General features: G+C 42.3%; 18 protein-coding genes and 1 tRNA gene. 10 read left to right on the top strand and 9 right to left on the bottom strand.

Annotation, left to right across the window (positions count from 1 at the left end):
* Positions 1-36: 36 nt before the first annotated feature.
* Positions 37-1,446: a DASS family sodium-coupled anion symporter gene (locus tag MKZ11_RS01845; protein WP_445327021.1), complete on the bottom strand. Its 1,410-nt coding sequence runs from the start codon at positions 1,444-1,446 to the stop codon at positions 37-39.
* A 212-nt stretch (positions 1,447-1,658) separates the two neighbouring features.
* Here MKZ11_RS01845 and MKZ11_RS01840 point away from each other — a divergent pair, with 212 nt between their 5' ends.
* From MKZ11_RS01840 to MKZ11_RS01825, 4 genes are all read left to right on the top strand, one after another.
* Entirely contained in the window at positions 1,659-1,910 is a 252-nt protein-coding gene (locus MKZ11_RS01840; protein WP_340792362.1) for a hypothetical protein, read from the top strand.
* A gap of 214 nt (positions 1,911-2,124) precedes the next feature.
* Complete coding sequence (locus MKZ11_RS01835) at positions 2,125-4,272, top strand: beta-propeller domain-containing protein (RefSeq protein WP_340792361.1); 2,148 nt, start codon at positions 2,125-2,127, stop codon at positions 4,270-4,272.
* Between the two features lie 528 nt (positions 4,273-4,800).
* Positions 4,801-5,547, top strand: a complete 747-nt coding sequence (locus MKZ11_RS01830; RefSeq protein ID WP_340792360.1) for a threonine/serine exporter family protein — start codon at positions 4,801-4,803, stop codon at positions 5,545-5,547.
* 19 nt (positions 5,548-5,566) lie between these two features.
* On the top strand, positions 5,567-6,022 hold the full coding sequence (locus MKZ11_RS01825; RefSeq protein ID WP_340792359.1) for a threonine/serine exporter family protein: 456 nt from the start codon (positions 5,567-5,569) through the stop codon (positions 6,020-6,022).
* Positions 6,023-6,062: 40 nt separating this feature from the next.
* On the opposite strand, the gene MKZ11_RS01820 is transcribed toward MKZ11_RS01825, so the two are convergent.
* Entirely contained in the window at positions 6,063-7,724 is a 1,662-nt protein-coding gene (locus MKZ11_RS01820) for a sensor domain-containing protein (RefSeq protein ID WP_340792358.1), read from the bottom strand.
* Between the two features lie 132 nt (positions 7,725-7,856).
* Between MKZ11_RS01820 and MKZ11_RS01815 the strand changes: the two genes are divergently transcribed.
* Entirely contained in the window at positions 7,857-8,756 is a 900-nt protein-coding gene (locus MKZ11_RS01815) for a DMT family transporter (RefSeq protein ID WP_340792357.1), read from the top strand.
* Positions 8,757-8,950: 194 nt separating this feature from the next.
* Here MKZ11_RS01815 and MKZ11_RS01810 read toward each other — a convergent pair whose 3' ends face one another.
* Genes MKZ11_RS01810 through MKZ11_RS01795 form a run of 4 tightly spaced genes read right to left on the bottom strand, consistent with a single transcriptional unit; the run spans position 8,951 to position 11,634 of the window.
* Positions 8,951-9,634, bottom strand: coding sequence for a hypothetical protein (locus tag MKZ11_RS01810; RefSeq protein WP_340792356.1), 684 nt, complete (start codon positions 9,632-9,634; stop codon positions 8,951-8,953).
* The gene (locus MKZ11_RS01805; protein WP_340792355.1) at positions 9,634-10,383 is read right to left on the bottom strand and encodes a hypothetical protein; all 750 of its coding nucleotides are present in this window, start codon (positions 10,381-10,383) and stop codon (positions 9,634-9,636) included. Before MKZ11_RS01805 ends, MKZ11_RS01810 begins: the two co-directional genes overlap by 1 nt.
* Positions 10,355-11,263: an ABC transporter ATP-binding protein gene (locus MKZ11_RS01800; protein ID WP_340792354.1), complete on the bottom strand. Its 909-nt coding sequence runs from the start codon at positions 11,261-11,263 to the stop codon at positions 10,355-10,357. Before MKZ11_RS01800 ends, MKZ11_RS01805 begins: the two co-directional genes overlap by 29 nt.
* Positions 11,264-11,265: 2 nt before the next feature.
* Positions 11,266-11,634, bottom strand: coding sequence for a GntR family transcriptional regulator (locus tag MKZ11_RS01795; protein ID WP_340796887.1), 369 nt, complete (start codon positions 11,632-11,634; stop codon positions 11,266-11,268).
* A gap of 265 nt (positions 11,635-11,899) precedes the next feature.
* Between MKZ11_RS01795 and MKZ11_RS01790 the strand changes: the two genes are divergently transcribed.
* On the top strand, positions 11,900-13,642 hold the full coding sequence (locus tag MKZ11_RS01790; RefSeq protein WP_340792353.1) for an ABC transporter ATP-binding protein: 1,743 nt from the start codon (positions 11,900-11,902) through the stop codon (positions 13,640-13,642).
* On the top strand, positions 13,623-15,452 hold the full coding sequence (locus MKZ11_RS01785) for an ABC transporter ATP-binding protein (RefSeq protein WP_340792352.1): 1,830 nt from the start codon (positions 13,623-13,625) through the stop codon (positions 15,450-15,452). The genes MKZ11_RS01790 and MKZ11_RS01785 overlap by 20 nt, the downstream gene beginning before the upstream one ends.
* Positions 15,453-15,833: 381 nt before the next feature.
* Here the strand turns inward: MKZ11_RS01785 and MKZ11_RS01780 are convergent, their stop codons facing one another.
* Positions 15,834-16,304 carry a YusW family protein gene (locus tag MKZ11_RS01780; RefSeq protein WP_340792351.1) on the bottom strand — a complete coding sequence of 157 codons (471 nt, stop codon included), beginning with the start codon at positions 16,302-16,304 and terminating at the stop codon, positions 15,834-15,836.
* A 151-nt stretch (positions 16,305-16,455) separates the two neighbouring features.
* The gene (locus MKZ11_RS01775; RefSeq protein ID WP_340792350.1) at positions 16,456-17,475 is read right to left on the bottom strand and encodes a DUF2804 domain-containing protein; all 1,020 of its coding nucleotides are present in this window, start codon (positions 17,473-17,475) and stop codon (positions 16,456-16,458) included.
* A gap of 69 nt (positions 17,476-17,544) precedes the next feature.
* Between MKZ11_RS01775 and MKZ11_RS01770 the strand changes: the two genes are divergently transcribed.
* Positions 17,545-17,617: transfer RNA gene (locus tag MKZ11_RS01770), tRNA-Ala, on the top strand.
* 126 nt (positions 17,618-17,743) lie between these two features.
* On the opposite strand, the gene MKZ11_RS01765 is transcribed toward MKZ11_RS01770, so the two are convergent.
* Positions 17,744-18,916: a site-specific integrase gene (locus MKZ11_RS01765; protein WP_340792349.1), complete on the bottom strand. Its 1,173-nt coding sequence runs from the start codon at positions 18,914-18,916 to the stop codon at positions 17,744-17,746.
* Positions 18,917-19,225: 309 nt separating this feature from the next.
* Here MKZ11_RS01765 and MKZ11_RS01760 point away from each other — a divergent pair, with 309 nt between their 5' ends.
* Both MKZ11_RS01760 and MKZ11_RS01755 read left to right on the top strand, forming a co-directional pair.
* The gene (locus tag MKZ11_RS01760; RefSeq protein ID WP_340792348.1) at positions 19,226-19,978 is read left to right on the top strand and encodes a hypothetical protein; all 753 of its coding nucleotides are present in this window, start codon (positions 19,226-19,228) and stop codon (positions 19,976-19,978) included.
* Between the two features lie 37 nt (positions 19,979-20,015).
* Positions 20,016-20,369: a hypothetical protein gene (locus MKZ11_RS01755; protein ID WP_340792347.1), complete on the top strand. Its 354-nt coding sequence runs from the start codon at positions 20,016-20,018 to the stop codon at positions 20,367-20,369.
* The last annotated feature ends 36 nt before the right edge of the window (positions 20,370-20,405 follow it).

Genomic DNA, 20,405 nt, shown 5'->3' with positions numbered 1-20,405 from the left:
ACTTGGACAGTCAATGTCCGAGTAACTCGTTTTTTATTATAGAAGTCCAATCCATTTCCAATACGTGGCACTAAACAGCAATATTAGTAAATAACCGATAACTGTGAGCGCTATACCTGATTTCAGGAAATCCTTTACCGAAAATGCGCCGGTGCCGTAAGCAAGCATGTTTTGTGGTGCACTTACGGGAAGAAGGAATCCGAAACTGATAACGAATTGTTGAATCAAGACAAATCCGACACTGTTCGCATCCAAGGAAATCGTCGTTGTAAGTGCGATGAAAATCGGGATAAGTGCCGATGACAAGCTCGTCGCACTGGCGAAACCTAGGTGAATGAGAATGTTGAATAGTGACAGTAATGCAATCGTTGCAAGAAGTGGCATATTTTCGAGCCCCATTGCACCGAAGACCCTATTGGACAGCCATTGAGCGCCGCCTGTATCTAAGAGAACGGTACCGAGTGCAATCCCTACTGCAAAGACGATAATTGTTCCCCAAGGAATAAGTTTTTCAACTGTTTTCCAATCGAATACGCCAATCTTCGGAGAAAGAAGGATGGCAATGGCGACAAGTGTAACGGTCGTCGTATCAAATGGGTGAAGTACCTGTTCTGTTGACCAGAAGAACAGTAGCGCGAGGGCAACAACAACCAAACGTTTCTCGGAAGATTTCATCGGACCAAGTTCTTTCAGCTGGCCCTGGATCAATTCTTTTCCGCCTTCGACAACTTGCGTTTCTGGCTTAATCAGTTTAATCATGATGAAATAAAGTGCGATTGACATGATGATGGACCATGGCGCTGCATACAGGAACCATGCGCCCCAAGAGATAGATACACCCATTTCTTTTTCAATGAAACCGAGTGCAACCATATTTTGTGCGGCACCAGTCTTAATCCCGATATTCCAGATTGAGACTGACTGGACGGCAGTGATGACGAGAAGTGCGCCGAGACGGCTATTATGGGGCAACCCGAATGCGGCGACCATTCCAAGAAGAATAGGAACGACTGCTCCCGCCCGTGCAGTTGCACTTGGCACAAAGAACGCAAGCACAATCGATACGATAATCGCACCGAACACGATAGCACCCGTTTTAACTCCAACCTTTGACAGGATATAGAGCGCCAGCCGTTTGTGAAGATTTGTCGCCTGCATTGCAGCAGCTAAAAATAAAGCCGCGGCAACAAGAGCAACTGCCGAATTGGAGAATCCGCCAAGGGCCATTTGAAGAGCAGATTTTGTACCTAGCATGACATCGGGATTCGCCATATCCGGCGCAAGACCGAGCGTAACAGCAAGTAGGCCGATGATCATCGCGGAGCTTACCGGATAGGCAACAGCTTCCGTCATCCAAAGGATAACCGCAAACGCTAAAATAGCAAGTGCACGCTGCCCCATTACAGGCAAATCACCTGAATTTGGAAGAAACATGATAATGATCATGACAATGAACGCAAGCGCGATCCAATAGGGTTTTAAATTTCGTTTTGACTTTTTGATTGTTTCAGTAGTTTCCAATGGCTATCCAACCTTTCGATTAAATGAGGATATACTTCAAGGATACCCAACAAGCTTAGGTGGTGAAACGTAAGCTACGTGAATAAGGTGGACCTCGACACGGAAATCATTCTGCCGGAATTAAGCGTGTGTTGGATATGATCGGTTGGCGGGGGTTTATGGTCGGTCAGGGGTTGGTTATGATCGGTTGGCGGAGTTATATGATTGGTCAGGCATTGGATATGATCGGTTGGCGAAGTTTTATGATCGGTCAGGCATTGGATATGATCGGTTGGCGAAGTATTATGATTGGTCAGGCATTGGATATGATCGGTTTGCATAGTTTTATGATCGCTCCGCAAACAACTTTCCCATCCGAATTAAAAAAGGGCTGTTCTATATGTCGATAAAATACCGACGTACGGAACAGCCTTGGTAAGTTCATTTAAAAGAAAAGTAGCTTGTCATTAATAATAGAGTCGCCCATTATAAGAACGAATAACCAATTCAATCGATATGTTCTTAGCGTAATAAACAAGTAATAAAAATTTTCCAATTAGTGAAACCAAATTGCTCTATCACAGTCTAATGGTGTACTAAACGAAAAGGAAAGGGTTGGTCAAATTGAGAAAAAAGGTTAGTTGGCTTTTTATCACGGCGTTTATTACAGTATTCACAATTTCTTTGGTGTTTTTTAATAATAAAGTGTTTGTGACGGCATCTGATAGTGCACTTTCCAATCAAGGATGGCAAGCAAGTTTCTCTGCACCTTTGAAAGAGAGTGCATTGGGATCGGATGATTTATATGTAACCGATCAAAATGGCAAGCGAGTAACCGCAGATGTAACACTTAAAGATAAAGGAGAGACATTACATGTCAATGGGCTTGCACCGGGTTCATATACACTTCATGTCAAAAAAAACGCAATTAATGATAAAGCCTTAAAAAGGCTTCCAAATGATGAAATCAAATTCACTATCCATGAAACAATCGAATCTGTCGCATCGGCAAAAGAGTTGAAAGCCTATTTCGAACGGGTAAGGGCCATGCAACCAAAAAATCGCAGTGAAGCAATAGAACTTGAAAGTGCAGAGGTGTCTAAGGCTGATACTTCTGAATCTGCAAAATCTGACGGTGGAAATCATTCGACAACAAACAATCAAGTCGAAGGCGTAGATGAAGCGGATAGTGTTAAGACAGACGGTAATTATATTTATACTGTGATGGGCAATAACAAAGTCACCATTACCGATATTCGAAATCCAAAGAAAATCCAAAAAGCTTCGGAAATTAAAATGGAAGAAGAATTTTACCCCTCTCAGTTGTTTCTGCATGGCAACACGTTAATCGTGCTCGGTGAGCGATTTGAACCGTATCGCAATGAAAGAAATACCAAAGATAGAATCGGGGTTCCGATGAATGGAATGACGATGATGCGTATGTATAATGTTGCAAATCCGAAAAAACCATCGCTTATCCGAGAAATCGGTGCGGAAGGTTATGTGAATGGTGCACGGAAAACAGGAGATATGTTGTATGTTGTAACGAATGTTCAACCAAATTTCTGGATTATGAATGAAATTGATGGAGAAGTGCTTCGTCCCCGCGTATACGACTCTATAGAAGGAACAGACTCCGAACCGATTGACTATAAAGATATTGCAATTTTGCCGGGTGCTATGGAACCGACGTACTCTGTTATTACAGCTATCGATCTTTCATCACCGACAAAAAGTAAAGTCGTAACAAAAGGATATCTCGGCGGCAGTGAGCAGCTTTACATGACAGAAAATAATTTATATCTCACTGCGACAATCTACGAAACAAAAGCATCTACCGCCAATAAGATGATTTGGAATCCGGGCATTGCAAACAGTGAATTATTCAAGTTCACATTGAACGAGACAAATGTTGCCTTTCATAGTTCTGCTACCCTGAAAGGGCATTTGCTCAACCAGTTTTCAATGGATGAACACGATAACTATTTCCGTGTCGTCACAACAGAAGGGGATATGTGGAATGATAAAGAACCATCTAAAAACCATCTCTTTATTTTGGATGAAAACCTGAATGTCACCGGTTCCGTTGAAGGCCTTGCAAAAGGGGAACGTATTTATTCAGCACGTTTCATGGGAGATAAAGCGTATATGGTAACGTTCCGAGAAACGGATCCGTTATTCGTCATAGACGTGGCCAATCCGGCTGCTCCAAAGGTGCTTGGTGAACTGAAAATACCTGGTTTTAGCAACTACTTACATCCGCTTGATGACAACCATCTCATCGGTTTTGGTTATGAAACAGTTGCTGAAAAAAATCCGCAAGGCGGAGAGCCGCTCATCTTGACAAAGGGTATGAAGGTTTCCTTGTTTGATGTCACTGATTTCAATAACCCGAAAGAGATGGATACCGAAATCATTGGCGGACGGGGAACGTATTCGCAGCTTCAATATGATCACAAGGCATTGTTCCAGCATAAAGAACGAAATTTATATGGTTTTCCAGTAACGATTTACAATGAAAGCGGAAAAGACCGGAACATCGATTTTCAAAGTTCAGGAGCCCTCGTTTACGAAATTACACCGGAACGCGGTATCGTCCTGAAAGGAGATTTACAGAAAGTAAAAAGCAGCGGAGAGCAATACGGGGAGTGGGAGCGCGAAATTCAGCGTATGCTTTATAGCAAAGACGTTTTATATACTGTTTCAATGAAGGAAATCAATAATTACTCGCTTGAAACATTCGTGCCCATCGGCGGTGTGACAATCGATTGAATGTGAAAGGGTTCGGCCAAGTGCCGGACCTTTTCCTGTTCGTAAAGAAGTTATGAACGTGTGGATAACGATTTTAAAGGAATTGTTTTGTGAATGAGTCAAGTTCATAATAGAACAATAAGCCTTAAAAATTGAACGAGGTTGATTTCCTCTTCAGTCGGACGCTTTCCGCGGGCTTGGCTTCAGCCTCCTCGTCGCTACGCTTCTGCGGGGTCTTCAGCTCAAACTATTCCCGCTGGAGTCGCCGCCTTTCGCTACAATCAACGAGATTAGAAATTTATATTTACAAAAAATGGAGCAAATAATCATATAAGATTTTGCATTTTTAATTGGAAAAGGTATTTAAGAAATTGACCTGGATAAATGAAAGCATAAGTTTTAGGTGGTTTTGCTATTGATCTTATCCACATATGTACGCAGTCTTTCTTGTGTATGTGGATGATAACTTGCTGTCTCCGACTTTGTTCATTGTTTTTTGGTCCATCCTCCGATAAGATGATTGAAAAGAGCTTTCCTGGGAGGCGTATGATGTCAGTAGTAGAGAAGGAAATGGCAATCGATTGCTGTTTGCTCGCGGGGCGTCTCATGATGGAGGCTGGAGCAGAGACATACAGGGTAGAAGATACAATGGCGCGAATGGCCGAAACTCAGCAACTCTCAGCTACACATAGTTTCGTCACGCCGACAGGGATTATCTTTTCACCAGGCAGTCCGCATCACACGAAACTGATACGGATAAAAAATCGGACGACAGACCTTGAAAAAGTAGCGCTTGTTAATGACGTTTCACGTAAGCTATCCACAAATGCGTACACACTTGAAGAAGCATACAATAAGCTCCAAGAAATTGAAAAAGCGAATGTCATGTTCCCGCTTTGGCTGCAAATTATTGCAGCAGCTGTGGCTAGTGGCTGCTTTCTGATTTTATATAATGGTCTTTGGATGGATGTTCCTGCTGCAATCTGTGCAGGAGGGGTCGGCTACGTAATTGTGACTAAGATTCATGAGCTGACAAGGGTGAAATTTTTTGCGGAATTCGTTGGATCATTGTTTATAGGGCTTATTGGATATGCCGCAATACAGACGGGCTTAGGTCTTGAGCTCGATAAAATAATTATCGGATCGGTCATGCCGCTTGTTCCAGGTCTTCTCATTACGAATGCTGTGCGCGATTTGATGGCGGGGCATTTCATGTCTGGTTTGTCAAAAGGCGCAGAGGCATTTCTGACTGCATTTGCAATAGGGGCGGGGGTTGCACTCGTATTATCTTTTTGAATGGAAAAGAGGTGGCGTATTGACGTGGATTATACAGGCGGTACTCAGTTTCCTTGCTGCAACAGGATTTGGGATCATTTTTAATGCCCCCCGTAAAATGTTATTCTATTGCGGATTCGTAGGGATGACTGGTTGGCTTATTTATAGCGTGTTTAATGGAATATCGGGTGATCCGGTTCAAGCTTCTTTTCTGGGGGCTTTCATGGTAGCTCTCGTTGCGCATATTTTTGCCAAGCGTTTCCGTACACCGATGATCATATTCAGTGTTGCCGGAATCATACCGCTCGTGCCGGGCGGGATGGCGTATAATGCGATGCGGCATATTGTTGAAAAAGAATATTTACTAGCCATCTCATTTGCATCGGGAGCTTTCATGGTGTCCGGGGCGATTGCTATGGGACTTGTCTTCGCAGAAGTCATCATTCAGCTCATCTTTCGGTCAGGCATTGGGAGGAAACGAGGGAAAATAGCATAAGAAAAGCGGAGTGCTCTGTTGATTAGAGCCACTCCGTTTTTTATTTTATAACTTCAAATTTGATGTCATCCGAAGTAACTGGCATGCCGATATAATAGCCTTGGATAGCATCTACGCCCATCTTTTCAAGAAGATTATACTGCTCTTTCGTTTCAACACCTTCTGCAATTACATATAATCCCATTGATTTGCTGAAGCGTATCATGCCTTCGACAAGTTGCTGCGTCTTTGGCTGTGTCGTTAAAGAGTTGACAAATAGCTTATCGATTTTCACTTTTGTAATCGGTAGATGTTGCATATACCGGAATGACGCATAACCGGTCCCGAAATCATCTAGTGCGAACTGGATTCCGGCGTCTTGAAGTTCTTTCATCTGAAGGATAATTGAACTTTCCTCTTCGGCTTGAAAAGCGAACTTCTCGGTTATTTCCAGTTGTATGCAACTTGCGGGACATTTTGTCTCATTAAGAATGTCTATAACTTTGTCTTTCATCTGTGTATTACTGAATTCGCGAACAGAAGTGTTTACTGAAATGGATGCATGCCGATCTTTTCGATTCCAATGGGCAGCAAGTGTGGCGGCTTCTTCAAGTACAAAGGCTCCAATGTCATGGATTAGACCGTTCTCTTCTGCAATTGGGATAAGCTCATCAGGCATAATCATACCGAGATCATTATCTTCCCAGCGAACGAGCGCCTCGTAAAGCGTTACTTTACCGGATGCAAGATCAAATTGTGGTTGGTAGACGACTTGTAAATTGTTATGATCTAGAGCAGTGAACATTTTTTGGTCAATGATTGCACGCCTGTTTAGCACTTTATGTGATTCGGGTGTGAGTGAAGAAATCTTACCGCCGCCATGTTCGATAACATCTTTTGTAGCGATCAATGCAGCCTTCATTAAATGATTGTATGTTTTCTGGTCTTCAGGATAGCGGACCACGCCTCCGCTGACAGATATGGGAATAGCGATATTATCGATGTAGATTGGTTGCTGCTCCAAGAATAGAAGGAAGCCTTGCACATACCATTCGCCGAATGCGGTTAGAACGATAAATTCATTGACACCAATTCGGGCGATTAGGTTGTCCTGGAAATAACGCTTAAGCCTATTCGAAAATGATTTGATAAGCTCTATCTTCGATTCGGACGATTGAAGATCTTTCAATGTATAATAGTGATCGATGGTTATAAAAACGAATGAGAAATGTTTTCCCTCTTCAATGAAATCATTGACAGTCTTTTCAAGTTTGTAACGGCTCATCAGTCCGGTCTCGTAGTCGATGAATGCAATCTGTTGGAGTTGGTCCCGTAATTGTATGTCTTCGGTAATGTTCAATTCGAGAAAGGTGGCAGAAAACGGTTCTTCTTCGGTCGGCATGATTGGAATAGCAATCATATTTACAAAGTATGGTTCTCCGTCGCGTGTTATTTTTTCAACTGTACCGGACCATGTAGTTCCGGCAATCACGCAGTCCCAAATAACATGAGCCTGCTTTTGGCTGGCGTCCGTTTCAGGAAACATTTGCCAAAGTGTCCTTCCAATCACTCGTTTTGGTGTCCATTTACTTATTTCCAAGAAGTTCTTATTTGTATAAGTGATAGAACCTTCACCATCGGTTCGGGTCACCATATAAAATTGTTCAAGACTTTTCATAATGTCCGGCAGTTCCGGCACGAATTGTCCATAGTCGGGCTTCATAATAAATGCCTCCTTTTGGATGATAGATACTTCTAGTATAGAGAAGTTCTGTTGCCTGTACATCATGAAAGTGACAAATCAATAACAATTATGCGTATTTAAAGATAAATAGTTAGATTAGGGGAGAGATAGATGGAGAGATTGAAAGGAATTGTTCTGATTATCTCGGGCGCCATGCTTTGGGGTGCTACAGGTCCTATGATGGAATGGATTTTGTTGAACAGTGAGATGACGGTTTCCTTCATGCTTACAGTTCGCCTCCTATTGGCGGGTACCTTCCTGCTTATTATGCTGAAGATACAAGGAAAACGCATCATGCTTCCATGGCGGCAAAAAGTGTGGGCCCGCCAACTTCTGCTTTTTGGGATATTCGGTATGCTTGGAGTCCAATACACATTTGCTGCGTCCATCAATACAAGTAATGCCGTCATTGCGACATTGTTCCAGTTCCTGGCGCCCATTTTCATTATCGTATTTGTAACAGCATCGCAAAAAACTTGGCCGCCAGTTGCACAGGTACTCGGAATGATAGTGACACTGGCAGGATTACTTCTTTTGTTGACAAACGGGTCATTCTCCGGCTTTGCGCTTAGTAAAATTGCGGTATTATGGGGAATTGCACTTGGTTTTGCATTCTCCTTTTACACGTTATACCCTGTCCGGCTTATGCAAGAATGGGGGGTTCTGCTAGCGATTGGCTGGGGAATGATTATCGGAGGAGGAACGCTTTTCGTTACAAATCCACTGACAGTCGTTACCCACATGAACTATTTAGCAGATTGGACGATAGCAGGCATGCTCCTATTCGTCACTATTGTTGGAACCGTTGCATTCATTTTGTTCATGAGCAGCATGAAATACATATCCCCGGTGGAAACAAGTATATTATCGAGCTTCGAACCGCTGACAGCGATGGTCATTTCCGTCATCTGGTTTGGTCAAGTGCTTGGCATGTGGCAATTTGCGGGAGCGATAATCATGCTTATCGGAGTAACCTGGCTATCGATTGCGGGTAGCAAAGCGAAGGCGTAGAAAAGCGGAAGGACCGGTTCCCATTGGGTGCCGGTCCTTTTGTTAAAAGAAAGTATAAGTTTTTTGACTTGGAACAGTGTCTAGCTCCAGGCGCCAGCCGCTCGGGTCATAAGCAATCCAGCTATGTGGCAAAGAACGCCACGTCGCTGGATTGACTTATGCCCGTCGCGTCTAGCGGGCGCCTTGCGCTTTTCTTATTCAGTTATATAGTTGATGTGCAGCTGGTCGTCCGCGGCGATGATTAAATCTTTCGGGACGAGTAAATGGATAGTAATTTGACGGTCTAACTTACTATAAGAAAGATTTCTTTGCTCGGATGCATGTGTAAACTGACTCAATAGATAGGCTTCACGATAAAAAGAATATGTTATTTCTGTGAGGGGAGGTTGTAGGAACGTTACCGAATCAGCTGTCCATTCAGGTATTTTGTAGTTAAGTTGATCTGAGAAATCGACACCACCTATTACAAGAAGGGGTTTGATAATTGTTTCATCAATTACTCCATCATTCTCATTTTTTCGTTCTACAATTATTGTTGAATTGATATCGTTGCCTTGTGCAGTCATTCGAAGTGTATCTCTTACCGGATGTGTTCGTTTATCGAGAATTTCGGCGGCGTCGATTGAATCAAGGTCTTCTTTTTGTAAAGGAGCATCGAGAACATAGCTGACCTCATTTGATTCCACTTTCGGATGATCGTTTAAAGCATCAGTATCAATCAGTTCTAAGGAAATTGTTGCAATGATTAAAATGGCTGCATACGTTGCGAGAAATACATATGTCCATTTTTTATTCATCCGACGCGCAGACTTTTTTGCTGAATGCCAGAAGTATCGAATTATTAAACCTATAGAAATGAAAAGTAAGAGACCAAGCATTATTTTCTCACCTCCATTTTATTCGTGACCGTGATGGAAACTGCGAAGAATATGCAGATTGACACAACTACTTTTGCGAGGAAAACCAGTAATGACGTTTCAGTGCCAAAGAAAGCGATAATCCTTGCAATTAGGTCAACGCCGCCGATATTTAAGCCAAGCTGAGGCAAAACGAAGAGTGCGGCAATTAAAAGTGGAATGATAAGCTTGCTGCGTTGGATGAATGAACCCGCCATATAACCTAGAGCCGCAAAAAGGATTGTGTAAAGAACCGACGTTAGGATTCTTACGAAGAAATCAGCTGGAGAGCTGAATAGTCCTGACGATTCAAGAAACAAAGCATTATTTTGAAGTAAAGAGGTAAATTTAATAATGGATCCTGCAAGGGCTGCTAGAACCCCGCCAATAGCAGACGCGAACAGCAAAAAAAGAAAGCTGGATATATTATGGCTGATCCGATTTGACACGAGTGAAAATGCATCATTCCGGTAGGCCGCAGTTGTGATTAGGGCTCCCGTAGACAATGCCCAAAGGAATGTGAAAATAAGGGACGTATCTCCGGTTGAATAACTATAGTCTATAGTCAATGTACCTCCGTTACTGGAGCCACCTCCGCCGGTTGAGAAGCCAAGAAGGATAGCAATTAGTTGCATAACGAGAAGTGAGTTAAAGGCGCCCGAATAGGCACTTAATTTATGGGAAAGTTGCTTTTTAACGACATCAGTCAGCCGGGGTTCCGTTAAATACATGATCGATTCCTCCTTTTTTGCCGATTGTCAGTGCAACATAAGCATCGTTTGCAGAGACAGGGGTTATTTTGATGCCCTCTCCGTTTAGACGTTTTATTTCATCGGGAGTGAAGGTATTTTTAACAAGTATCTCTCTGAAAGAACCATTCATTTGGCTGCCGAAAGTCTCTCTTTCCGCAACCTGAACAAGCATTTTATCGTTTTTACCAATTAAACTGACAAACATTTCCTGTAACTCTGTGATGGAGCCGTGAAAAAGTACATTTTTGTTATGAATTAAAAGAATATCTTCAAGCAAGTCTTCAATTTCCTCAAGATGGTGGCTAGATACTAAAATTGTCCGTGGATGAGCGATGTAATCTTTCAGTAACGCACGATAAAAGTCTTTGCGCACAACGGTATCCATCCCGGTTGTCGGTTCGTCAAAAATCGTTAACGGACAATGAGAAGCAAGACCGATAATGGCATTGAACGTGCTTTTTTTACCTTTAGAAAGGTCGTTATGCCGGGCGTTAGAGTGGAAGCTGAAATAATCGAACAGCCGCTGTGCGAGTGGCGCATCCCAATTCGGATAAAAACGATCCGCTTCTTTTAGAGTATCCTTCAGTGTCAGTTTGTCAGAAAAACTCATTGTATCGTCAACAAGAATAGAATTTGCAGATACTTTTAAACTGTTGAAGGGGTTGTCTGAAAAGACATGGACATCACCGGATGAGGATTGGATATGTCCTGCAACGATTTTCATCAGTGTAGATTTGCCGACACCGTTTCGCCCGATGATTCCCGTAAGAACACCTTGACGGATACTGAAATTCATTTTGTCTAACACCGTACGTTTGCCATATGTCTTCGTCACATCGTTAAATTCAATTACCGTCATGTTTATTCCCCCTTTTTTCGCTTACGCTCCGCTTCTATCATCGATAGCAGATGTGTATCATCGACACCAAGAAGCGTAGCCTCATTGAGCAGTTCTTCAATTAGTCGCCGCAGTGTTTCTTCTTTTCGTTTGGCGAGCAGTTTACTGCGGGCATCAGGAATGACAAACATCCCCAGACCGCGCCGCTTGTAGACAACTTCCGCTTCGAGCAATAACGTAAGCCCTTTGCCGGCTGTGGCGGGATTTATATTGAAGAGTTCTGCAAGTTGGTATTGGGAATAGACTTTTTCATCGGGCGAAAGAGTACCATCGATTATTTCCGTTTCAATCCATTCCGCAATTTGGACGTAAATTGGTTTCGAACCGTCCATGTTAAGCACTCACGTCACCTCCCACTATATAGTACATTACTGTTGTAATGTACTATACGTGAATGGAAAATGAAATACAACTGTTAAAAAGGTTTTTGGTACTTTTTGTGAGCGTATCCCGAAGTAGGACTTCAGGCATCATCAAACGATTTTAAGATATCCTACAATTCAGTCGAATTGGCTATACACAGCTCTACAGCTATGGCATAATAAGTTCTATCGAGAAGTAATTCGTAAAACGAAAGAGTTTTTGGGGGTCAAAAAGATGAAGACAGTTTTTTCTTATGCATTGCCATACAAGTGGCCAATCGTAATCGCTTTGTTTCTTATGTTATTGGAATTATCAGTAGAGCTGATTCAGCCTATGCTCATCGCAAAAATTATCGATGATGGCATTATGGCGGGCAATGAGACAGTAATTTGGACATGGGGAAGCGTCATGATGGCATTGGCGTTTGTTGCTTTCTTTTCGGGGGCCATCAATTCTTTCTTTGCTGCACATGCCGCACAAAGTTTTGGATTTGATTTGCGACAGGCACTTTTTCGCCAAGTACAGGCTTTTTCCATGGCGACGTTCCTTAGGTTCCCAACTGCGGGCCTCATTACACGCTTGACAAGTGATGTCACAATGGCTCAAAACGTCCTGTTTATGGGGCTGCGAATTATGATGCGTGCGCCATTGCTCGTGATCGGAAGTTTAATTATGGCCTTTTTCGTCAATGTAAAACTAGCATTATTCCTCGTAGTAGGAGCACCATTTCTGCTGATTTTCCTCTATTTCATGGCAAAAAAAGGGGTCAATTATTTTTCCGGAGTCCAGAGAAGGCTTGACCGTGTAAACCGGGTCATTCAGGAAAATTTACAGGCTGTACGACTTATAAAAGCATTTTTACGCGGTGCGTATGAAGCCAGTCGCTTTTCAAAAGTATCCGACCTGTTAAGAAAAGATACTGTCAAAGCAATGCGGACGATGGAGCTCATTTTACCAATCCTTCTATTTGTCATGAATGCCAGTCTAATGGCGGTGTTATGGTTCGGAGCGATTGAAGTACGCGATGGAGGCGCACAAGTGGGGGAACTAGTTGCAATCGTCAATTACGCAATGCGCATGACGGGGGCATTCTCTATGTTCTCATTTATCATTGTGGCATTTTCACGTGCAAAAGCATCTTCTGAACGGATGGAAGAAGTGTTACTTGCGAATGAAGACTTGGAAATTCATAGTTCAGAAAGCACAGGACTATTGCACAATGAAGGTGATTTGCGCTTCGAGAACGTATCGTTCATGTATCCGGGTAAGCAAGAACCGATCTTGGATAACGTGTCATTCCATGTTTCACCGGGGGAAAAGCTCGCCATTATGGGGGCAACGGGATCCGGAAAATCTACATTGCTTAATTTAATTCCACGTATCTTTGAAAAAACACAAGGGGGAATCTATGTCAGCGGAACAGAAGTGGAAGATTGGCCGCTGAAAGATTTGAGAGATACAATCGGATTCGTTCCACAGCAATCGATTTTATTCACAGGGTCGATTTTGGACAACTTATCATGGGGTGATACGGAGGCGCATGTCGACGAACTGGAGGAGGCGGCTAAAAAAGCGCAAATCCACGAATCCATTGACTTGTTCCCGCTGAAATATGGTACCCGGGTCGGGCAAAAAGGTGTGAACTTATCTGGCGGACAGAAACAGCGTCTATCCATCGCAAGGGCGCTCGTCCGGAAACCGTCCATTCTTATTCTTGACGACAGTACTAGTGCGTTGGACGTGAAAACAGAAACGGCATTATGGGATGCGCTTGAAGGAGAAGTAGCGACAATGCTTGTTGTCACGCAGAAGATCCGGACCGCACAAGGAGCTGACAAGATCCTTCTTTTGGATGAAGGGCAAGTTGTAGGCTACGGAACGCATGAGGACTTGATGGAGCAGTCCGCATTGTACCGGAAAATCGCGGAATCTCAATCCGATGAGGAGGTGGCAGCCGATGTTACGCGCAATTCGTAAACCGTTCGGCTACGAGCCGATTCTATCCAAAGAGGATATTCAAGGCAAAGGAAAAAAGAAAAAAGAACGCGCGAGTAACTGGAAATCGGTTCTCTTTCGCATCTGGAAACTTGTCGATGAACAACGGGGTCTGCTCATTGCTGTCCTTGCGCTTGTTTTCGTCAGTTCAGTCTTAGCGCTGCTAGGACCGTTGATGATTGGTAAAATTATTGACCATTATATTATTCCAATGGAGTTCGCGGGGGTAGGTGGCAATATCGGGTTACTGATCGCGATTTACATCGGCTTATCACTTGCGATGTATTTCCAGAACTATTGGATGGTCGGCATTGCCCAGCAAACTGTCTTCCGATTACGGACGAGCCTGTTTGCGCATCTTCAAAAGTTACCGGTCACATTTTTCGATAAACGGCAGCACGGAGAACTGATGAGCCGCATCACAAATGATATAGAAAACGTCAGCCAAACACTGAATTCATCTTTCATTCAAGTGTTTTCAAGCATTTTGACGCTGACAGGAACATTTGCGGTCATGCTTTACTTAAGCCCGCTGCTGACATTGCTGACGATGATTATTGTGCCAGTGATGTTCGTCGCGATTCGGTGGATTACACGTCGTACAGGCCTGTTGTTTAAAGAACAACAGCAGGCGGTAGGTGAATTGAACGGAATGATCGAAGAGACGATTTCCGGTCAGCGTATTGTCAAAGCATTTTCTCAGGAAGAACGTGTAATGGAAGAGTTTGCAGAGAAAAGTGGCCGCCTTCGCCGCACCGGTTTCTGGGCATTGACTTATTCAGGTTTTATACCAAAAGTGATGAATATGTTGAACAACGCGAGTTTTGCGGTCGTTGCAGGCGTGGGGGGATTGCTAGCACTAAAAGGAGACGGAATTGTAACGGTCGGAACAATCGTTATTTTTTCGGAGTTCGCACGCCAGTTTACACGTCCGCTTAATGATCTCGCGAACCAATTCAACACGGTCCTATCGGCAATCGCGGGAGCGGAGCGGGTCTTCAAAATCATGGATGAACCGGTTGAGAAGGATGAAGCGACAGAATATGCGGATATGGCCCTACAAGGGGACGTAGAATTCCGCAACGTTTCCTTTGGCTATGCAGTCGAAACAGACGGCTATACCATTAATGATTTATCATTCCATGTAAAGGCAGGGGAAACGGCTGCATTTGTCGGGGCAACAGGCGCAGGGAAAACAACCATTATGCAGTTGCTTGCCAGGTTCTATGAAGTCGATAAAGGAGAAATCTACATCGATGGCATTCCGATTAGCAAATTGCCGCGAAAAACGCTTCGCAGTCAGACTGCATTCGTCTTGCAAGACCCATTTCTTTTTGAAGCGACAGTACTTGAAAATATCCGTTATGGAAAACTTGATGCAACAGATGAAGAGGTCATCAAAGCGGCAAAACAGGCCAATGCGCACAGTTTCATTAGTCGGTTGGAAAATGGCTATGACACTGTATTGACAGCGGATGGCGGTGAGATTTCTCAAGGTCAGAAGCAGTTGTTGTCAATCGCGAGAGCACTCGTTGCAGACCCGGTCCTTTTATTACTCGATGAAGCAACAAGCAGCATTGACACTGTGACAGAACTGGAAATCCAAGAAGCCCTTGATCGCCTTATGGAGGGCAGAACCAGTTTCGTCATTGCACATAGATTGAACACAGTACGGAAAGCAAATACTGTCTATGTCATGGAACAAGGGAAACTGATTGAATCCGGAAACCAAGAAGAATTGATTGAACAGCAAGGCGTATTTTATAACATGCTACTAGAATCGAAAGTATAGAAAAGCGGAAGCGGCCTGCACAGACGCGACAGGCATAAGACGTACCGGCGAAGTGGCGTACTTTGCCCGGGAAGGATGCATTTCAATCCTTCCTAGCCGGAACGACTTATGACCCAAGCGTTTGGCCGCTGTAGCTAGACATAAAGAAAAGTGGAAGGCGCCGTTTAGCCCCCACAGCAAAATGACTTGCGACCCCGAGGGGCTGGCGCCTGTAGCTAGACATAAAGAAAAGCAGAAGCGGTTTGTCTAAACAGAAAGAGGCTACAAGGATACTTGTCCTTGTAGCCTCTTTCTATAGAATAATAAGTTTTTTAAAACTCGATTTTTGTCCTGTTAGCAACATCGAACACTTTTCACTTTCAAGTTTAGAGTTATCCTATTTTATTTTACATTTTCAATATCAAGTGTTGTTCCATCGTCAAATTCGACTTCAAGATCGAATTTTGAGTATGAATCTAAGCCATACCACTGGAGGATTTTATCAATCACTTCTTTTTCAGGCGTGTCTTTCGTAATACGAATGTCTAAAAAGAGCAAATTAAGCTCATCCATCGCTTCATTATCTTTCACTTTTATATTCATTAATTTATTTTCATACTCCGCTTCCGCTTTTTTCTCGACATTATAATCAACGTCAATTGCATCTTTTCCGTCGACGTCGATTTCAAGATCGAATGTATTAAAGCCGAATCCATCACCCGTTTCGATGGAACCGCCTTCCTTCTCACGTTCAAGAGTAACATCTGCCTCTTCTCGATTCGGCTTATCCGCATTTTTCCCGAGGTTTCCACACGCACCTAACAGCAATGCACCCGAAATTAAGGCCACACCTAAAACATTTAAGCTTTTCATAAAAATCACTGCCTTTCCTATTTGTACTCATACTTATTAATTTGCCTAAAAACAAACTTTCTAAACAAAAGTCTCAATTCAATTTAAAAAAACCGGCATTTTAGCCGGTCAGTAAGAAGGAAATATAAAGTGCAAAGGATACTATCGGATTTTACCATTTGGCAATGTGTTCTTCGGAGCACCCGAGCATGTTACGGATTTGTAGCATGGAACCGTCCTGTAAGCGTACGGTCCCCTCAAAATAGCCAACCACTTGATGGACTTCAGTGCGTACGAGCCGGACATTGGTCAAAGAAACTCGTTCAAAAAATGGTGTAAAGGTCATGTCGACGGTATCAGTAAACTTTGTACGGATTTTCCAGGGCGTCATAAAGTTCATTTTGTCATAGGTGAATAGGACATCTTCGTGAACTTTGGTCATTGCTCCATCAACAAACACTGCGTTTTCAGTCATGCCCGTCCCGTCCGTCCATTTACCGCCGAAGTTAAGCCCAATACGGCGACCGCCGAGACGTTGTGAGGCCATTGCCCAGTTCCATTCTGCTTTGCGAGGCCAGACGCCTCTGCCGTAATCGAGAACAGCAAAACTGTATTCTGGGTTAAAATCGTAGCGTTTGTCACCGATTTTAACAAATCCTGATGTCGGCAATGAATGATGCTTTGCGGTGAATTGAAAAATATCCCGACTTTTAGGTATAACGACATTCAACGATTCATCGTCGATAGGATGAGCAATATTGAAATCTGCATGAAGAACTTCATTATCAAAGTCTTGAATTGTTACGGACAGATGTGTTTCACCTTGGATATGTATGATTTGAACGGTCAGATTATCATTCACGAACTTGACGCTATCCAGTACATTCTCAGGCATCTTCACATTTCGTCCGATTGGAATTGTTATTTGTTTTTCATAAAAACGTTGCGTTTCGTAATCCAGAATATAGACAAAGCAGACAGCTGCATAATCGAGATGGCTAATCGTCGCGGAAAACAGTAAATCTTCCCCGTACACACACCAATAATTCCACTTCTTCTTACGCATGAAATGGTTCTTCAAATTACTCTGGATGAAAGGCTGACGTGCGAAACCGATTGCTTCCGGATTTAATAACCCTTTGTCGTTACATAACGCAACGGGTCCGGTAATTTCTCTCTCTGCATGCTGCATATAGACGTTCCTCCTGCCTATTGTCTTTTTCGAAGCTTATTGCTATAATCCTTATTGTACCAAAGATTCGGGGCATTAGCTCAGCTGGGAGAGTGTCACGCTGGCAGTGTGAAGGTCAGGGGTTCGAGCCCCCTATGCTCCATAGTACAAATTCATTGAGTGTCAAACAACGTCAAAACCCTTGTATATCAAGGGTTTTTTCTTTTTACTTAGTTCATCAGACTTCATTGAACCGTATTCAACCGTATTCAAACCCGTAGTCATTTATCTACATTTTAATGTAGTTGGTAAACTTAAGTATTGCTTCTTCTTTCGCTTCCTTCGTAACGTGTGTGTAGATGTTCATTGTCGTTTGTATGTCCGTGTGGCCTAAACGGTCCTGTACTTCTTTAATGCTTGCGCCAGCTTCAAATAACAATGAACAATGCGTGTGACGTAAACCATGAGTTGTGATTGTGCCTAGCTCATATTTATCCTGTACATGTACAATCCACTTGCGTGTCTTTGTAGGCTGCATGTATTCGTTGCGCTCATTACTAAAAATAAGTTGCTTCGGCTGCAACGTATTAAAGCCCGGTATTAAATAATCTTGCTTCTGCTTTTTCTTCCACACCTTCAAGATGGCCACTGTGTTATCATCCATTTTGATTGTACGGGCAACGCCTGTCTTTGTGGATTTCACATAAAGCTTGTTATCCTTACCTCGTGAAAGTGCTTTATTAATGCGTAGATCGTTTGTTGTTAAGTTCAGGTCATTCCACGTAAGGGCCAACGCTTCACCTTTACGCATGCCACTGAACGCTAGTAATCGGAAGAGAGCATACGCTTTGTAGTTACTTTCTTGTTCTAAGCAAGATAGGAACTTGATAAGTTGCTCCCGAGTATAAAAATTCTCTGCTTCATCTTCATTGGTTACAACAACCTTCTTAGAAGCAGCGGCAGGCATATCTACATAGGTAAACGGATTTGTTTCTATATAGCCGCGTTTAATCGCAAAGTCTAGGACCCTCGATGCATACGCTTTTATCGCGCGAAACTTCTTCAACTTCACAGCCCATTCATCCACATGTTTCTGACACACATCTACGTTGATTTTATCTATCTTATATTTGCCCATCACTGGTAAGATGTGATTATCGAAAAGCTCATTTGTTTTAACAAATGTGCTTTGCTCAACAGTCTTTTCATATTGTACAATCCACAAATTATACAAATCTTGATAAGTTTCAACCGATACTTTTCTGAAAGTCCCGTTGTCTATCTCCAGTCGTAAGCGAGATAGAGCCAACTGGGCTTCTTTTTGTGTTTTAAAGCCTCGTCTAGTTGTTCTTTGTTCTTTTCCTGTTAGCGGATTGACACCGATGTATAACTGAAACATGTAACGTTTCTCACCGTTTTTCAGTTCGTAACTTTCAATTATTGATTTCTTTTTCTTAGCCATATGAATTCTCTCCTAGACGCTTGCGGGGGCAAGGTGAGCAGTACATTGAGAGCGGTGTTTGTGGGAGCGTACAGCAAGGTTGTGGAACGCCTTGTAAATAAGAAGGTAAATACTTTGCAGGTGGAGGACAAGGCTTCAAATGTACGTCCTGTGCCTTTCTACAATTGGCTCAATGACCGTGATGATGAGCGTCCGTAATCTATAAGTAGTAAACCGGCTATTGATAATTGGTTATTGTGGTAATTGAGGTATAATGAACTAAAGAGTAATTGACGCTATTCAAGAGCACAAAAGTGAGGAATGATAAATATGAACAACGAACGAAGTGTTGAATATAGCCAAAAAATCGTTATTTTCTTCGATATTCTCGGTTTTAAAGATTTGATTGATAACAATACTCCTGGACTGATAGATGATATTTTAAGAACAGTATACTTATCTTCCGAACAGCCATTTGAGAACTGTTACAGTATTAATTTTTCGGATTCTATTATTCAAATATTCGAGCCCCATCGAGATATGGGGGGGGATGAAAAATCAGACTTCACTGATTATGTTAATAATTTGCTGGATGCTGTTCAACGTGCGCAAAATACCCTTTTACTGAACTATAAAGTTGTAATACGTGGAGCAATGGTTTTGGGAGATATTTATTATAATAAAGAAACTAATACTATTTTTGGCCCAGCACTAAATCTAGCTGCGACTTTAGAAGAAAGAGAAGCTGTCTATCCTCGTGTCATATTAGACGAGTCAATTGTTGAGAAATTGGATGTCAAAGACAATGAGCAATTGGTGTTTTATAACTATGCTATAGATGACGATGGAAGGTACTATGCTGACCTATTTCAATATATAGTTAAAACGAAATATGAGAAAAGCGCAAAACTGCCTGTATTAAAAACAAAAGTTGAAGAAATTATTAATGAGATAAAAGCTCGAGAGATGAATGTGGAAAAAAAAGAGAGAATTATGGATAAATATAATTGGCTAATCAAAAAAATAGAGATAAGAGAAAATGAAGATTTCGATGCCGCTAGAGAACGTTTAAGCAAAAAATAATTTTTCTACTATCAAATTTATGATGGAGGGATGTAGGATGAGTATATTCAAATTAGTGAATTCAGAAGGTCAGTTGAAAAAATATCAAAGCTTTAAGATAAAGCCTCAGGTGAATGATTTAATTAGGATTTTGTACATTCCTACAGATATTAAAACGCTAAGGCCGAATAGAGCAAACACATTCAATAATGTATCGTTGGAAAAGGCCTATACAGTGTACAGAGTAGCGAATGTTAATCAGGTGCTTATTAAAGACGATCAAGGCGAAATAGCTCATCTTACGCAAAGTCAATACCAAGTTGTTGAAGAAATATCGGATAAAGAGATTGAACTTCTTAAGCAAAATAATGATATGTTAGTAGCGATTAACAAAATGATTAAAAGTAAATGATAAGAAAAATTTGTTGCAAAATTCAATATTTTATCG

The sequence above is a fragment of the Sporosarcina sp. FSL K6-1508 genome, from assembly GCF_038007465.1.
Classification (GTDB): domain Bacteria; phylum Bacillota; class Bacilli; order Bacillales_A; family Planococcaceae; genus Sporosarcina; species Sporosarcina psychrophila_B.
The sequence above is the reverse complement of the archived record's forward strand: the minus strand, read 5'-3'. Positions and strand labels throughout refer to the sequence as shown.

Excerpts from the sequence above, each read along its gene's own strand:
- MKZ11_RS01780 (WP_340792351.1), bottom strand. The coding sequence starts at position 16,304 with ATGAAAAGCTTAAATGTTTTAGGTGTGGCCTTAATTTCGGGTGCATTG.
- MKZ11_RS01795 (WP_340796887.1), bottom strand. The coding sequence starts at position 11,634 with ATGGACGGTTCGAAACCAATTTACGTCCAAATTGCGGAATGGATTGAA.
- MKZ11_RS01805 (WP_340792355.1), bottom strand. The coding sequence starts at position 10,383 with ATGTATTTAACGGAACCCCGGCTGACTGATGTCGTTAAAAAGCAACTT.
- MKZ11_RS01840 (WP_340792362.1), top strand. The coding sequence starts at position 1,659 with ATGATCGGTTGGCGGGGGTTTATGGTCGGTCAGGGGTTGGTTATGATC.
- MKZ11_RS01820 (WP_340792358.1), bottom strand. The coding sequence starts at position 7,724 with ATGAAGCCCGACTATGGACAATTCGTGCCGGAACTGCCGGACATTATG.
- MKZ11_RS01815 (WP_340792357.1), top strand. The coding sequence starts at position 7,857 with ATGGAGAGATTGAAAGGAATTGTTCTGATTATCTCGGGCGCCATGCTT.
- MKZ11_RS01790 (WP_340792353.1), top strand. The coding sequence starts at position 11,900 with ATGAAGACAGTTTTTTCTTATGCATTGCCATACAAGTGGCCAATCGTA.
- MKZ11_RS01775 (WP_340792350.1), bottom strand. The coding sequence starts at position 17,475 with ATGCAGCATGCAGAGAGAGAAATTACCGGACCCGTTGCGTTATGTAAC.
- MKZ11_RS01830 (WP_340792360.1), top strand. The coding sequence starts at position 4,801 with ATGTCAGTAGTAGAGAAGGAAATGGCAATCGATTGCTGTTTGCTCGCG.
- MKZ11_RS01785 (WP_340792352.1), top strand. The coding sequence starts at position 13,623 with ATGTTACGCGCAATTCGTAAACCGTTCGGCTACGAGCCGATTCTATCC.
- MKZ11_RS01760 (WP_340792348.1), top strand. The coding sequence starts at position 19,226 with ATGAACAACGAACGAAGTGTTGAATATAGCCAAAAAATCGTTATTTTC.
- MKZ11_RS01810 (WP_340792356.1), bottom strand. The coding sequence starts at position 9,634 with ATGCTTGGTCTCTTACTTTTCATTTCTATAGGTTTAATAATTCGATAC.
- MKZ11_RS01845 (WP_445327021.1), bottom strand. The coding sequence starts at position 1,446 with ATGATCATTATCATGTTTCTTCCAAATTCAGGTGATTTGCCTGTAATG.
- MKZ11_RS01800 (WP_340792354.1), bottom strand. The coding sequence starts at position 11,263 with ATGACGGTAATTGAATTTAACGATGTGACGAAGACATATGGCAAACGT.
- MKZ11_RS01765 (WP_340792349.1), bottom strand. The coding sequence starts at position 18,916 with ATGGCTAAGAAAAAGAAATCAATAATTGAAAGTTACGAACTGAAAAAC.
- MKZ11_RS01755 (WP_340792347.1), top strand. The coding sequence starts at position 20,016 with ATGAGTATATTCAAATTAGTGAATTCAGAAGGTCAGTTGAAAAAATAT.